The sequence below is a fragment of the uncultured Rikenella sp. genome, assembly GCF_910577125.1.
Taxonomy (GTDB): Bacteria; Bacteroidota; Bacteroidia; order Bacteroidales; family Rikenellaceae; genus Rikenella.
In genome coordinates this window covers 1-14,020 of record NZ_CAJTMN010000006.1, presented here as the reverse complement: position 1 = coordinate 14,020, position 14,020 = coordinate 1, and the positions used below count along the sequence as shown (strand labels likewise).

Here is a 14,020-nt window from a genome sequence, read left to right as displayed (position 1 = left end):
TCTTAAATCGATTCTGAAAACGTTGCAAAGATACCCCTTATTCTCTAAATTTGTACGCATTTTCAACGAACCATGAAAAGATACGATTTCGACACCTGCATCGACCGCCACGGCACCGACTGTGAAAAATACGAAGACCTGATGACCGTTTTCGGAACCGACCAAGTGATTCCGCTCTGGATCGCCGACATGGACTTCGCGACAGCCGACTTCATCATCGAAGCGATGCGGCAACGGATGCAGCACCCGATTTTCGGCTACACCTTCCGTCCCCGATGCTACCACGAAGCGATCTGCGGCTGGGTGGCACGACACAGCGGATGGGAAATAGACCCTTCATGGCTCGCCTTTTCGCCGGGGGTGGTGGCAGGGGTGACCTTCGCCATGCTCAGCTGCACCGAGCCGGGCGACGGCGTCGTCATTCAGCCGCCGGTCTACCACCCGTTCGCCAACACCATCCGGAACAACGGACGAACGGTGCTGACCAACCCGCTGGTTCAGGATCCGGAAGGAGAGAGCGGCTGCGGCGGCTACCGGATCGACTTCGAAGACCTGGACACCAAGCTCTCGCAGGCGCGCGCGATGATTCTGTGCAACCCGCACAACCCGACCGGCCGCGTCTTTACGAAAGGGGAACTGCTGAAAATCGGCGAGTTGTGCCGTAAGCACGACGTCACGATCATCTCGGACGAAATCCACTGCGACTTCATCTTCCGGCCCTATCAGCACCTGCACATCGCCGCGCTGAACGACGACCTGGCGAACCGGACGGTGACCCTCATCGCTCCGAGCAAGAGTTTCAACGTGGCCGGATTCTCCACGGCGGCAGCCGTGATTCCGAATGCCGAACGCCGCGCCGCCTATCAGGCCGAAGTGGACAAAATCCACATCGAAAACGGCAATATCTTCGGTGCCGTGGCCTTGCAGACCGCTTACGAACAGGGGGACGAGTGGATGAGCCAACTGCTGGAATACCTGCAGGGCAATGTCGACTTCGTCCATGACTTCATCCGGCGGGAGTTGCCCTCGGTGGGGTGCTACAAACCGGAATCGACCTTCCTGATGTGGCTCGACTTCCGCGCGTGGGGGATGACCCAGGAGGAACTCAACCGCTTCCTCGTACACGAGGCAGGGCTGGGCCTCGGCGACGGATCCATTTACGGAGTCGAGGGAACCGGTTTCGAACGGCTCAATATCGGTACCCCGCGGTCGGTGCTCGAACGCGCCCTGAACCAGCTCGCCGAAGCGGTGCGGAAACGGGGGCTGTAATCCGCTCCGTTCTCTGCAAACACAACGACTAACCCAAAATTTAACTTCATATGACAAACAAAACAATCGCTCTCTTCTTGACAGCTGCTTTCATCGGCGGCGCAGCTCTCGTGCCAGAACCGGCTGCGGCACGGGCACCGAAGATGAAACATGTGGTCATGATCGGCAGCGACGGTTTCAGCGCGGAGGTGCTGACCAAAAATCCGGGCCGTTTCCCGAATCTGGAACGGATGATGAAAGAGGGTTCTTATACCACCGAAGCGCGGAGCGTACTTCCTTCGTCGAGCGCCATCAACTGGGCCACCCTGCTGATGGGAGCCGGCTCCGAGATGCACGGCTTCACAGAGTGGGGGAGCAAGACCCCGGAAGTGGAACCGATCTGCACCACGAAATACGGGATGTTTCCGGGAATTTTCGGCCTCGTGCGCGACCAGCGGCCGGAAGCGGTGACCGGCGTAGTCTATTCGTGGGACGGGGTAGGTTACCTGTTCGAAAAAGAGGCGGTAGACCTCGACACGACCACCCGGGACAACGACGACGAAGCGACCCGCCTCTTCTGCGACTTTCTGAAGACCAACCAGCCTACGCTCGCCTTCATCCATATCGGCGAACCGGATCACGCCGGCCACTCGATCGGATGGATGACCCCCGAATACATCCGGGCCTGCGAAAAAGTCGATTCGCTGGTGGGAGTGATCTACGACTGCGTGCGGGAGAATATGGACATGAAATCGACTGCCGTCATCTTTACGGCGGATCACGGCGGCAAAGGGACTGCTCACGGCGGAAAGACCATGAATGAGATGCGCGCACCTTATATCATCGTCGGTCGCGGAATTCCGGCCGGGCAGAAAATCGACCGCATCGTGATGAAATACGACAACGCGCCGACCATCGCGGATCTGTTGCGGCTCGATGTGCCGGAGGCTTGGTACGGGAAATCCATTCTGCGGTAATTTTTCACCACCTTCTTATTGAACGCAGCAGGGAGCACTCTCTATCGGAGTGCTCCCTGCTTTTTTTGAGCGCATCCGCCATCCGCCGCACCTATTCCGCCTTGAGCGCATCCACCGGATTGTCCGTCGCCGCCCGCCAACTCTGGATCGTCACCGTAGTCAGCGTAATCGCCAGCACGATCAGCAGCGACACCACGAAAACCCACCAGTAGACCGGCGTCCGGTAGGCGAACCCCTCCAGCCAGCGCGTCACCCCATACCACGCCAGCGGAACCGCCACCGAAAAACAGATCAACACCATCCGCACAAACGAGCGGTTGAACATCCCCAGAATCTCCGCCACCGTAGCTCCCATCACTTTCCGTACCCCGATCTCCTTGCGCCGGTACTGCGTCTCGAAAACCACCAGCCCGAAAACTCCCACCAACGAAATCACCACTGCCAACAGCGAAAAAGTCGTAATCAGTGCCGTCGTCTTCCGCTCCTTCCGGTAGACGCTGTTGAAGACCTCGTCGTAGAACTGCACCGACACCGGATAAGTCGGATCGAACTCGGCCACCGTCCGGCGGATATGTTCCACCGCCCGCTCCACATCGCCGTTGATCCGGACATACGTCCACGGCAGCGACGAACGGTACAGTCCCGCCGGCGGTTCGACGCTCAGACAAAATGCCCCCGAGCTGGCAAGTTGCAACGGCTGGTAATTAATATCCGGTATGAAACCGACCACCTCGCCGTATTCGAGATCGAGCCCCAGCTCCACGGTCGAATACATCCGCCGGGTCGCTTCGTTCATGATGAAACGCATTTTGTCGGCCCTGTTATCATTCTCCTGGAAATTCCGCCCCTCCACCACCGGAATCTTCATCACGTCCAGAAACTCGGACGATACCGGTAAATAGGCAAACCGAACCGTCTCGCCTCCGACCTCCGTCTCGTTAACCTGCGCTCCGCCCGTACCGAACAGAAACTGAGAGAAAGCGACGTGTTCGATCTGCGGACTCTCCTTGAGCCGGTTCACCAGCAGCTCCCGATGCTCCATGGTCAGCGCATCGTTGAGTTCGAGCACCGCCACCTGTTCGGTATCATATCCCGTATCGCGGGTGCGGAGATAGCCGTTCTGGAGCTGCATGAAGAAAGCTGCGATAATCAGGCCCGTCGAGATAACATATTGCGTCCCGACCAGCGCCATCCGCAGGGCGCGCCCCCGGGACGAGAGTCCGAACGACCCTTTGAGCACCAGCGCCGGCGGAAACCGGGTAGCGAAGAACGCCGGATAGAGTCCCGCCAGTAGCCCCACGCCGAGAGCGACCGCCAGCCCGATCCCGACGATACCCGGAGCGGTCGTCAGATTCAGATCGACGTCTAAAAACGCCGTAAACCCGGTCCGCCCGACCGCATAGACCCAGAACAACGAGGCGAGAAAAGCCAGCAGCGCGATTCCCACCGCCTCGCCGACCAGCACCGTGCGCAGCATCCCGACCGACGAACCGAACACCTTCTGCGTATTGATGCTTTTGATCCGGAGCGGCACGAGCGACGTGGCGAAATTCACGAAATTCACCGCCGCGATGCCGATCACCAGCAACGCGATGGCCAGCAGCACTGAGGTCGTGGCCCGACTCCCTTTCGGCACGGCATCGTACTGCACATTTGCGGCATAGTGCAGGTCGGCCAGCGGATGGAGCCGCACGGCCTTGTAATCCCGAATCCACCCCGGAATATCCGGCGAGTGGAGCACCTCGTCCAACAACTGCCGTTCGACCTCCGCCGGATCGGCCCCCGCCGAGAGGGTAACATACAGCTGATAATTGAAATGCCAGCCATCCCACGGCTTCCAGACCGTCGGATTGATACCGTAATAGGCCACATTCTGCACCAGCGTATTGCGCGGAAAATCGCGATAGACGCCGCCGACAGTCATCACCGTATCGGCGGTCGAGGTGAAGATGATCCGCCTCCCGCAGGCGCTCTCGTCGCCGAAGAACTTACGGGCCATACTCTGCGGAATCACGACCTGTCCCGGCTCGGCCAACGCTTCGCGCCGCCCCTCGACCATATCGAAATCGAAAATCTCCGCAAAATCGGGATGGATCAAGTGCACATCGACCCGATAGCCCTGCACCGCGCCGTTGCGTTCGACTTTGGCCAGATTCCCGATGGTCGCAAAATCCATCCGCAAGCCGGTCATCTCGATCTGCGGCAGCCGGTCTTCGATCAGTTCGGCCCATTTCCGTCCCACCAGCGCATTATAAGTGGTGCTGTCCTCGCTCACCTCGACCCGGTAGATCCGGTCGCTCTTCGGGTGGAACCGGTCGAACGAGCGATCGTAATGCACCTGCATCAGAATGATCATGAAGGCGGCGAAGGCAATCGACAACCCCACGATATTGAGCGCCGAGGCCAGCCGGAAACGCCGCAAGACAGTCAGCAAATTTCGTAAAATCATTCTCATAGTTTCGAATGTATTTTTAATCCGTCTTGTCGTATGCCAAAATCGAACCAAACCAAGTATCAAGGTGGAAATCAATATTTTACCAAACCATACCATTCCTGCGGTTGTCAAAAAATTAGACAGTCAGTGTCTAATTTTTTGACAACCGCCCTCCGGTAAATGCAAGGCCTCCGGGCGGTGAGATCTCTTTTTGCAGAGACTCACGCCCGGAGGCCTCGTTTCGAAAGCAGTCGGAAAAGCGGTTAGAAAATCGGGTACTTCACAAATACCTCGATCGCCTGATACTCAGCCATCCCGAGCTTGTCATACAGTTGTGCGGTAGCCTGCGTCCGGTCTTCGGCACGTTCCCAGAACTCGCGTTTGTCGTCTCCCGGGAACGGCACGATATCCTTCTGAGACAAGTGCCGGTAAATGGCATGGCGTTTCTTGATCACCTCGTCCGGGCTCAGCGGCACCGCCATGTCAACCATATCCAGATCCCACTCCTGCCAAGCCCCGCGGTAGAGCCACATCACGCAATCCTTCAACCACGCATCCCCCGCCTCCTTGATCTGGTTCACCGCCGCCAGCACGATTTCGATACAAACGCGGTGCGTCCCGTGCGGATCCGACAGGTCGCCCGCCGCATAGATCTGGTGCGGCTGAATCTTCCGCAGCAGCGCGACCACGATATCGATATCCGCCTGACTGATCGCCCCTTTCTTCACCGAACCGGTTTCGTAGAACGGCAGATTGAGGAAATGTACATTGGTATCGTCGTTCAAGCCGAAGCTCCGGTCAGCCGCTCTGGCCTCTCCGCGCCGGATCGCCCCCTTGAATTTCCGCAGTTCGAGCGGCTCCGGCTGTCCCTTGACCTTGCTCTGGATCAGCTGCTTGAAATGTTCGTACTTGTCCTCGAACCCGCATTCGCGCGCCGTATCCAAAGTCTGGAGCACCACATCGTCATGCACGGCGATATTCCCGGAGGTCTGGTAAGCGACATGCACGTCGTGTCCCTGATCCGCCAAGCGGATAAATGTCCCCCCCATCGAAATCACGTCGTCGTCCGGGTGCGGGCTGAAGATCACCACCCGTTTCGGGAACGGGAACGAGCGCGCCGGCCGCGTCGAGTCGTCCGCGTTCGGCTTTCCGCCCGGCCATCCCGAGATGGTATGCTGCAAATCGTTGAAGACCTGAATATTGATCTTGTCATAGGTCATTCCGGTATCTTCGATCAGCTGCCCGAGGCTGTTGTCGATATAGTCCTGATAGGTCACCTTCAGAATCGGTTTGTTGACTTTCTGACAAAGCCACAAGACCGCTTTCCGGATAAACCGGTTCGTCCACACGCACGTCCCCACGAGCCACGGCGTCGCCACGCGCGTCAGCTGCGAAGCCGCATCCTCGTCCAGCACCACTTCGACATTGGTATGGTTCTGCAGGTAGGAAGCCGGCACAGCCGCATCCACAGCTCCCTCGATCACCTTGGCCGCCACCTCCGACTTGTCCTCGCCCCATCCGATCAGGATGATGCGTTTGGCCTGCATGAGGGTGGCAATCCCGACCGTCAAAGCCCGGGTCGGCACGTTCTCGATCCCGTAGAACGACGATGCCACCAGCTTCCGCGACGCATTGCTCAACGCCACGATCCGCGTGCGGGTATTCTGATAAGTCCCCGCCTCGTTCAGCGCCACCTGTCCCTGATCGCCCATCCCGAGCAGCAAGATATCGATTCCGCCTGCCGCCACAATTTTCGCTTCGTACTCCTTGCAGTATTCGCTGACCCGTTCCGCCGGCACCGTCCCGTCCAGCGTATGCACTTGTTCGGCCGGAATGTCCACCTGATTGATCAGCTCTTCGTACAGCGAGTAGGTATAGCTCTGTTGTTCGCTGGCCTGAATGGGGTAGAACTCGAACAAGGTGAAAATCACGACATTCTTGAAGCTCAGCCCCTCGCTTTTATGTTTCCGGACGAGTTCGCGATAGACTCCGATCGGCGACTTTCCGGCCGTCAACGCCAGCACGCACCGTTCACCCGCCGCAGTCTTAGCCTGAATAGCCGCTGCGATCTCATCGGCTACACGAATCGCCCCCTCTTCCGCCGTCGCCGCGATGTAGGTGGGAATGCGTTCGAACCGGGTGACGATCTCCATCGGTTCGGCCCCTGCTTTCAGTCCTCCTTCGGTCTTAAGCTTGTAATTGGTACTCATAACGGTTTTATTGTTTTGATGTTTCGTTGATAATCATTCCGAAGGCCTCGCCCATGGTCAGGCCCGCCTCGCGCCACTGCTGGGGCACGATACTGGCCGCGCTCATCCCCGGCGTGGTGTTGACCTCGATAAAGTACGGTTCTCCCGTCCGTCGGTCGATGATGAAATCGACCCGCACCACCCCCCGGCATCCCAAAGTACGGTAAGCCGTCGCCGTCGCCTCGTTGAGCCGACGTACCACATCCTCCGGCAACTCCGCCGGCGTCACCTCGCGACACGCCCCCGCCGTATATTTCGCCTCAAAATCGAAAAACTCGTTTTCCGTAATCAACTCCGTCACCGGCAGAATCCACTCCCATCCGTCGATCACCATCATCCCGCAGCTCACCTCGCGCCCGTCGACGAACTGCTCCAGCAGCACCGCATCGCTCTCCGCGAAAGCCGCTTCGATGGCCGCTTTTATCGCCGCAGGATCAGCCGACTTGATTTTCGTCACTCCGAAACTGCTCCCGCTGGCATTCGGTTTGACGAAAAACGGCAGCCCCAGTTCCTTTATAATAGTATCCGCCTCCGGAATCGGTTCCCCGCGATGCAGCAAGATTTCCCGCGCCAGGTTGATCCCCGGCCGCCCCCTCAAAGCCGCTTTGCAGAGCGATTTATTGAACGTCAGCGCCGAAACCTCCGGCGTACAAGTCGAGTAGGGGATTCCCATCAGCTCGAAATACCCCTGCAAAATCCCGTTCTCGCCCGGCGTCCCGTGAATCTCGATCAGCGCATAGTCGAACTTTTTTCGGCAGCCCGCCCCCGATTGTGCCGGATCGACAAAGCTGAAATCGTTCAAATCCACCGGCACCGTCGCCCCCTCAGGCGTCGCGTCCACCGGATTGACCCGCCAGACCCCGTGCCGCAGCACGACCAGATAAGGTTCATAAAGATTCCGATCCAGACAGCCCCACACCTGCGCCCCACTCTTATATGAAATCACATCCTCGGAGGAGTCCCCTCCGGCGATGACAGCAACGATCTTTTTTTTCGACATTTCGCGTTTCGATCTGAATTTCAGCCTTTCCGCTGCCCTCCGACAACGGTATTGCACTCTACAAATTTATGGATTTTTTGCTTTATCTTTATCCAATAAATATCCAAAAACTCACCTCGGAATGAAAACTCCTATTACAGAGCTTTTTAAGATAGAACACCCCATCGTTTCGGGCGGCATGGTCTGGTGCAGCGGCTGGCGGCTGGCCTCGGCCGTATCGGCCGCCGGAGGTCTGGGACTGCTGGGCGCCGGCTCCATGCACCCCGAGACGCTGGCCGAACATATCGCCAAGACGCGCGCCGCACTGGCCGATACCGGCCGGCCGTTCGGCGTGAATGTGCCGCTTTTCTACCCGGAGATCGAACGGGTGATTCAACTGCTGATCGACGAACGCGTACCGATCGTCTTCACCTCGGGCGGCAACCCGGCCCTCTACACCGGACGCCTCAAGGAGGCGGGAATCACGGTGGCCCATGTGGTCGCCTCCGCCCGGTTCGCCCGGAAAGCGGAAGCGGCGGGGGTAGACGCCATCGTGGCCGAGGGGTTCGAAGCGGGCGGACACAACGGACGGGAGGAGATTACGACCATGGCCCTGATTCCGCAGGTTCGGGCGGCGACCGGACTGCCGCTGCTGGCCGCAGGCGGGATTGCGACCGGAGCGGGCATGCTGGCCGCCATGACGCTGGGAGCGGACGGGGTGCAGCTGGGAACACGCTTTGCGCTGGCCGCGGAGTCGTCGGCCCACGAGGCTTTCAAACAGTTGTGCGTGACCCTCGGCGAGGGAGACACGATGCTCGCCCTCAAGAAGTTGAGTCCGGTTCGGCTGGTCAAGAACGAATTTTACCAACGGGTCGCCGAGGCCGAGGCAAGAGGGGCTTCAGTTGAAGAGTTGCGGGAACTGTTAGGCGCAAAGCGCTCGAAACGAGGCATCTTCGAAGGCGACCTGACGGAAGGGGAGCTGGAGATCGGTCAGATCGCCTCGTTGATTCGCGAGGTGGAGCCGGTGGCGGAGATCATGCAGCGGCTGACGACCGAATTCGACGCCGCCGTAGAGCGGGTCAGCCGATGGAAAACCGAGTCGGAAAAGGCATAGAGCGATGAAAATCGAAGAAATCGGAGAGTTCGGTCTGATCGGCCGCATCGCCGCCGCTTTCCGGCCGCTCGTACCGGCAGGCTGGGAGGGGATCGGCGACGACTGCGCCGTGATTCCGTGGGACGACAGCAGGTCGCTGGTCGTCACCACCGACCTGCTGGTCGAAGATGTCCATTTCCTGCGCGACCGGATTTCGGCCTACGATTTGGGATACAAGGCCTTAGCTGTCAATCTGAGCGACGTGGCGGCAATGGGAGCCACGCCGACGGCCACCTTCCTGAGCCTAGGTCTGCCGACCGACGGAGTCGGGGTAGAGTGGTGCGACCGTTTTTTCGAGGGTTACCGCTCGTTCGGCGTGCCGCTCTTAGGAGGCGACACGACCGCTGCGCCGCAAGGTATCGTCATCAATATCACGGTTTTAGGCATGGCGGAGAGCGACCGGATCAAGCGGCGGAGCGGGGCAGAGGCGGGCGACCTGATCGTCGTGACCGGGCCGTTGGGCGATTCGGCAGCCGGATTGCAGGCCTTGCTGGCGGATTTGCCGACCACGCCGGAAATCGCCGCCCTGATCGAGGCCCACCACCGCCCGAGGCCGCATCTGGCCGAAGGGGAGTGGCTGGGGCGAGAGAGCGACGTGCACGCCCTGATGGACGTTTCAGACGGTGTGGCTTCGGATTTGAGACACATCCTGCGGGCATCGGGGGTCGGCGCGGAGATCGACACGGCGTCTCTCCCCATCTCCGACCGATTGCAGCGAGTTGCCACGGAGCAAGGCTGGAATGCCATCGAACTGGCTTTGACCGGCGGCGAAGACTATGTTTTGCTGGGTACAGTGGCTCCGGCACGGTTCGAAGAGCTGCAGGCACGGTTCACCGAACGGTTCGGTCGGCCTTTGGCTACGATCGGGCGCTGCGTCGCCGGCCCTGCGGAAATTCGATACGATGGGAAACCGCTGGATTTCAGCGGATTCAAACACTTCTGACCATGAAACGCATACTGACCATAGCCGGTTCGGACAGCGGCGGCGGCGCAGGCATACAGACCGACATCAAGACCATCTCGGCCTTGGGCGGCTACGCATCGAGCGTCCTGACAGCCGTGACGGCACAGAATACGAGAGGGGTAGCGGATGTAGAGTTTCTCTCGCCGGATATCGTTGAGAAACAGCTCCGTGCCGTGCTGGACGACATCGGAACGGACGCCGTGAAGATCGGCATGCTGGGAACGAGGAAGGTAGTCGAACGGGTTGCGAAATTATTGGAAGAGTACCGTCCGCCGGTCATCGTGCTCGACCCGGTGCTGGTCGCCACCTCGGGCGACGTGCTGACCGGCGGGAGCGCCACCGATGCCATCAAAGACAGCCTGCTACCGCTGGCCACGGTCGTGACGCCGAACATTCCCGAGGCGGAACAGCTGACCGGACTCTCCATCGCCTCGCCGGACGACTACGAAGCTGCCTGGGAGCGATTTCGAGGGATGGGGGCGCAGGCCGTCCTGCTCAAAGGCGGCCACCTGACCGGCGACCGGCTCACCGATACGCTCTTTTCCACCGGCGATCCGACGGCGCATGCCTATACCCACGACCGGATCGAGACGCGGAATACGCACGGTACGGGCTGCACGCTCTCCAGTGCGCTGGCGACCTTTCTGGCGCTGGGCCAGCCCCTGGCCGAAGCGGCGGAGCAGGCGACCGATTTCATCCACGCCGCGATCGCCGCCGCCCGCGACCGGTCGATCGGTTCGGGGCACGGCCCGGTGGAACCGTTTTTCGACCGAAACCGCTGACTTCGCCCGAAATTTACCGTATCTTTGTCCGGCAGGCCATGAAATTCGAGCGACTTTTCTCCAACCGGAACATCTTCATCTGCGCGACCTTGGTATTCGTCGCGTGGATCGTCTTTTTCGACCGCAACAACTACCTCGACAGCCGACAGCTCAATCAGAAAATCCGGGAGCTCGAACAGGAAAAGGTATTCTATATCCACAAGATCGCGGAGGACAGCGCCGTGATCGCCGGGCTGAAAGACAGCGCCTTTCTGGAGCGCTTCGCCCGCGAGAACTTCCTGATGCACCGCCCGGGCGAGGTGATCTACCTGATCGACGAAAAGTAGCCCCGAGGTTATTTCCGAATCCATCCTCCTCCGACCATCGTCCGCCGCAGCGCGAAGTCGTCGTCGAACACGATGAGGTCGGCATCCAGCCCCTGGCGAATCTCCCCTTTCCGTTCCGAAATACCCATGATCCGCGCCGGCGTCCCGGCCGCCATCCGCACCGCATCCGACAACGGACAACCCGCCTCCCGCACCATCGTCCGGATCAGCCGAATCCCCGTCGCAATGCTCCCCGCAATGGCCGAACCGTCCGCCAGTTTACAGACACCCTCCTCGATCATCAGCCTCGGATCGCGCCGGCAAATCCCCTCCGCCTCTCCCTCGCGGCACGCTTCCGACAGCGCGTCCGTCACCAGAACCACCCGCTCCGGCCCCTTGATCCGATAGACGAGCCGTAAAATATCCGCCGGCACATGGATCCCGTCGGCAATCACCTCGACCGTCATCCCTTCGGTCAGATAAATCCCCTCGACCGTCCCGCCGCGTTTGTAGATGCCCTCTTTGTGAACCGCCGTCATCGCATTGTAAAAGTGCGTCGCATGGGTGAAACCCGCTTCCCACGCCCGTCTCACCGCCGGATAGTCGGCCGTCGTATGGGCCACCGAGACCACCACGCCCCGCGCCGAAGCATACCGCCCGAACTCCAACGCCCCCGGCAGCTCCGGAGCCGCACTCCAGCGCTTGATGCACGTCGTCCCCTCCAACAGTTCGCGATACTCTTCCGGCTTGGGCGGATAGATGTGATCCGGATGCTGAGCCCCCTTCATCACCGGATTCAGATAGTTCCCCTCCAGGTGCAGCCCCATGATGCACGCCCCGCCGCCATCCGGCTTGGCCATCACCTGTTCGCATGTCCGGATCGACCGCCGAAAAACCTCCACCGCATCGGCGGCAATCGTCGGATAAAGCGCCGTCGTCCCATGCAGGGCATGTGCCCGGGCAATCGCCCGGAAAGCCTCCGGCGTCGCCTCCGAAAAATCATGTCCCGCCGCCCCATGCACATGCGCGTCGATGCATCCCGGAGCCACATAACACCCCTCCGCATCGAACACTTCAGCCCCGGCCGGCAGTTCGACATTCCGTTCCGTCACCTCGGCGATTCTTCCCTCCGCAACGACGACCTGTCCCTGCGGCAAAATCCCGCCCGGCGTCACCACCCGGCCGTTCACGATTTTCCACATCCCGTTCATACCGTTTTTTCATTTGCAAAATGGTATCCCCTCAAAAATTCTTCGACCTCCATGGCCCGTTTCCCCGCCACCTGCAACCGGTCGACATACAGCCACCCATCCTTGCACGCCACCCGCAACCAACGCTTGCCGTCCGTGTCGAACCCCTGCTCAGCGGCCTCCGGCAACACAGCATCGAACGGTTCATAGTGTGCCTCTAAAATCTTGGCTGTCGTCTCGCCCGGAAAATCGCACCAAGCCCCCGGATACGGACTCAACCCGCGCACCTTATCGTACAGCGAGCGGGTGGAGTAGTCCTCCCACCGTTTCCCCTCGGCCACCAGCCGACAGTCCTCCCTGAAAATCTTCGGCGCCGGCTTCAGTCCATCCTCCGGAACCTGAGGCTGCACCGTCGGCCGCACCGTCCCCGCCGCCAAACCCTTGACCGTCTCCACCACCAGCCCGGCCCCCAGCTCCATCAACCCGTCGTGCACCGTCCCCGCCGTATCCGTGTCGGAAATCGGCAACTCGCTCTGCATCAGAATCGCCCCCGTATCGATCTCGTGATCCAGCAAAAAAGTGGTCACACCGGTCTTTCGCTCTCCGTTCATCACCGCCCAATTGATCGGCGCCGCTCCCCGGTACTGCGGCAACAAAGAGGCGTGCAGGTTAAACGTCCCGAGCCTCGGCATCGCCCAGATCACCTCGGGCAGCATCCGAAACGCCACGACAATCGCCAAATCCACCCGTAGCGCCTCGAACGCCGCCACAAACTCCGGGTCTTTCAACTTCACCGGCTGCAACAACGGCACTCCCGGCAAAGCCTCCGTCGCATACTGTTTGACGGCCGACTGCTGCATTTTCCACCCCCGTCCGGCCGGTTTGTCCGGCACCGTCACCACTCCGACAATACGATATCCTCCTTCGACCAACCGCCGCAGAGGTTCCACCGCAAAATCGGGCGTACCCATATAAACTATCCGTAACTGTTTCGCTTCCATCGACATATATGTATCTGGCATGTGTTTTTTATTTCCCCTGTTCCGTTTATTCCGAGAGGCAACGCAACTGAAAACCGTAGGCATGGTGGAGCGCGTTGTTAGGATTAAGCAATGTCACGTTGAATCCCAAATACATACCATTTGTACTGCTGACCGTCGAAGACCAGCTATACCCGTTGTTACCGACGCTCGCCGGTGTGCCCGAGCCTGCGTAGCGGTAGCCCGGGGCGGCTTCTGTTTATTCCGAGAGGCAACGCAACGGAAAACCGTGGGCTCGATTATAGACAGCATGCGTATCCAACCCCTGCATGTAAAAATACAGATATATTCCTAAGCAGCCGCTGACCGAAGACGACCAGTTGTATCCGTCATAACCGACACTCATTAACTTCCCTGGATTTCCATAATCTCCCGCATCGCGGAAGCCCGGGGCGGGGCCGCCGTAGGGTAGAGGCTGCCATTTCGGAGTGCGGCACGCCCCGTTTATTCCGAGAGGCAACGCAACTGAAAACCGTAGGCGCGGCTGTCCGCGTGGCTGGGATTGAACCATGTTGCATGGAAACCCAAGAACATGCCGAAGATACCGTTGTCCGTAGAAACCCAGTTGTACCCGCCGTCGCCGACGTACATCGGATCGCCTAACCGTCCGTAGTTGCCTGCGTCGCGGTAGCCCGGGGCGGGGTTTAGCGGGTCGGAGCCAGCGTGGCCGAAACGAGCACCGCGAAGTTGCGGCCCTAC

General features: G+C 59.7%; 13 protein-coding genes. 6 read left to right on the top strand and 7 right to left on the bottom strand.

Annotated features, from left to right (window positions below; translation table 11 throughout):
* The first annotated feature begins 72 nt into the window (after positions 1-72).
* Together QZ292_RS01555 and QZ292_RS01550 are read left to right on the top strand one after the other, a co-directional pair.
* The gene (locus QZ292_RS01555; protein ID WP_294596877.1) at positions 73-1,269 is read left to right on the top strand and encodes a PatB family C-S lyase; all 1,197 of its coding nucleotides are present in this window, start codon (positions 73-75) and stop codon (positions 1,267-1,269) included.
* 50 nt (positions 1,270-1,319) lie between these two features.
* Entirely contained in the window at positions 1,320-2,225 is a 906-nt protein-coding gene (locus tag QZ292_RS01550; protein ID WP_294596874.1) for an alkaline phosphatase, read from the top strand.
* 91 nt (positions 2,226-2,316) lie between these two features.
* Here QZ292_RS01550 and QZ292_RS01545 read toward each other — a convergent pair whose 3' ends face one another.
* The 3 genes from QZ292_RS01545 to QZ292_RS01535 form a co-directional block, all read right to left on the bottom strand.
* Positions 2,317-4,680: an ABC transporter permease gene (locus QZ292_RS01545; RefSeq protein WP_294596871.1), complete on the bottom strand. Its 2,364-nt coding sequence runs from the start codon at positions 4,678-4,680 to the stop codon at positions 2,317-2,319.
* Positions 4,681-4,922: 242 nt separating this feature from the next.
* Positions 4,923-6,869 (bottom strand): 6-phosphogluconolactonase, encoded by a 1,947-nt coding sequence (locus QZ292_RS01540; RefSeq protein ID WP_294596868.1) that lies wholly within the window; start codon positions 6,867-6,869, stop codon positions 4,923-4,925.
* Positions 6,870-6,876: 7 nt separating this feature from the next.
* Entirely contained in the window at positions 6,877-7,908 is a 1,032-nt protein-coding gene (locus QZ292_RS01535; RefSeq protein WP_294596866.1) for an ATP-grasp domain-containing protein, read from the bottom strand.
* A gap of 121 nt (positions 7,909-8,029) precedes the next feature.
* Here QZ292_RS01535 and QZ292_RS01530 point away from each other — a divergent pair, with 121 nt between their 5' ends.
* From QZ292_RS01530 to QZ292_RS01515, 4 genes are read left to right on the top strand one after another with little or no spacing between them, the layout of a single operon-like run.
* The gene (locus QZ292_RS01530; protein WP_294596861.1) at positions 8,030-9,001 is read left to right on the top strand and encodes a nitronate monooxygenase; all 972 of its coding nucleotides are present in this window, start codon (positions 8,030-8,032) and stop codon (positions 8,999-9,001) included.
* A gap of 4 nt (positions 9,002-9,005) precedes the next feature.
* The gene (thiL, locus tag QZ292_RS01525) at positions 9,006-9,983 is read left to right on the top strand and encodes a thiamine-phosphate kinase (RefSeq protein ID WP_294596858.1); all 978 of its coding nucleotides are present in this window, start codon (positions 9,006-9,008) and stop codon (positions 9,981-9,983) included.
* A 2-nt stretch (positions 9,984-9,985) separates the two neighbouring features.
* Positions 9,986-10,786, top strand: a complete 801-nt coding sequence (thiD, locus tag QZ292_RS01520) for a bifunctional hydroxymethylpyrimidine kinase/phosphomethylpyrimidine kinase (RefSeq protein ID WP_294596855.1) — start codon at positions 9,986-9,988, stop codon at positions 10,784-10,786.
* 38 nt (positions 10,787-10,824) lie between these two features.
* Positions 10,825-11,112: a septum formation initiator family protein gene (locus QZ292_RS01515; protein WP_294596853.1), complete on the top strand. Its 288-nt coding sequence runs from the start codon at positions 10,825-10,827 to the stop codon at positions 11,110-11,112.
* Between the two features lie 8 nt (positions 11,113-11,120).
* Here the strand turns inward: QZ292_RS01515 and nagA are convergent, their stop codons facing one another.
* The 4 genes from nagA to QZ292_RS01495 all read right to left on the bottom strand — a co-directional run.
* Positions 11,121-12,302 (bottom strand): N-acetylglucosamine-6-phosphate deacetylase, encoded by a 1,182-nt coding sequence (gene nagA, locus QZ292_RS01510; RefSeq protein WP_294596850.1) that lies wholly within the window; start codon positions 12,300-12,302, stop codon positions 11,121-11,123.
* Positions 12,299-13,282, bottom strand: a complete 984-nt coding sequence (fmt, locus tag QZ292_RS01505; RefSeq protein WP_294596980.1) for a methionyl-tRNA formyltransferase — start codon at positions 13,280-13,282, stop codon at positions 12,299-12,301. Before fmt ends, nagA begins: the two co-directional genes overlap by 4 nt.
* A 238-nt stretch (positions 13,283-13,520) precedes the next feature.
* Positions 13,521-13,667, bottom strand: coding sequence for a hypothetical protein (locus QZ292_RS01500; protein WP_294596847.1), 147 nt, complete (start codon positions 13,665-13,667; stop codon positions 13,521-13,523).
* A gap of 98 nt (positions 13,668-13,765) precedes the next feature.
* On the bottom strand, positions 13,766-14,020 hold a 255-nt coding region (locus QZ292_RS01495; RefSeq protein WP_294596844.1), incomplete at its 5' end, for a hypothetical protein.

What these genes read in the sequence shown, in the direction of transcription:
- QZ292_RS01500 (WP_294596847.1), bottom strand. Translation starts at nt 13,667, where the DNA reads ATGAGTGTCGGTTATGACGGATACAACTGGTCGTCTTCGGTCAGCGGC.
- QZ292_RS01530 (WP_294596861.1), top strand. Translation starts at nt 8,030, where the DNA reads ATGAAAACTCCTATTACAGAGCTTTTTAAGATAGAACACCCCATCGTT.
- thiL (WP_294596858.1), top strand. Translation starts at nt 9,006, where the DNA reads ATGAAAATCGAAGAAATCGGAGAGTTCGGTCTGATCGGCCGCATCGCC.
- QZ292_RS01555 (WP_294596877.1), top strand. Translation starts at nt 73, where the DNA reads ATGAAAAGATACGATTTCGACACCTGCATCGACCGCCACGGCACCGAC.
- thiD (WP_294596855.1), top strand. Translation starts at nt 9,986, where the DNA reads ATGAAACGCATACTGACCATAGCCGGTTCGGACAGCGGCGGCGGCGCA.
- QZ292_RS01545 (WP_294596871.1), bottom strand. Translation starts at nt 4,680, where the DNA reads ATGAGAATGATTTTACGAAATTTGCTGACTGTCTTGCGGCGTTTCCGG.
- QZ292_RS01540 (WP_294596868.1), bottom strand. Translation starts at nt 6,869, where the DNA reads ATGAGTACCAATTACAAGCTTAAGACCGAAGGAGGACTGAAAGCAGGG.
- nagA (WP_294596850.1), bottom strand. Translation starts at nt 12,302, where the DNA reads ATGAACGGGATGTGGAAAATCGTGAACGGCCGGGTGGTGACGCCGGGC.
- QZ292_RS01515 (WP_294596853.1), top strand. Translation starts at nt 10,825, where the DNA reads ATGAAATTCGAGCGACTTTTCTCCAACCGGAACATCTTCATCTGCGCG.
- fmt (WP_294596980.1), bottom strand. Translation starts at nt 13,282, where the DNA reads ATGGAAGCGAAACAGTTACGGATAGTTTATATGGGTACGCCCGATTTT.
- QZ292_RS01535 (WP_294596866.1), bottom strand. Translation starts at nt 7,908, where the DNA reads ATGTCGAAAAAAAAGATCGTTGCTGTCATCGCCGGAGGGGACTCCTCC.
- QZ292_RS01550 (WP_294596874.1), top strand. Translation starts at nt 1,320, where the DNA reads ATGACAAACAAAACAATCGCTCTCTTCTTGACAGCTGCTTTCATCGGC.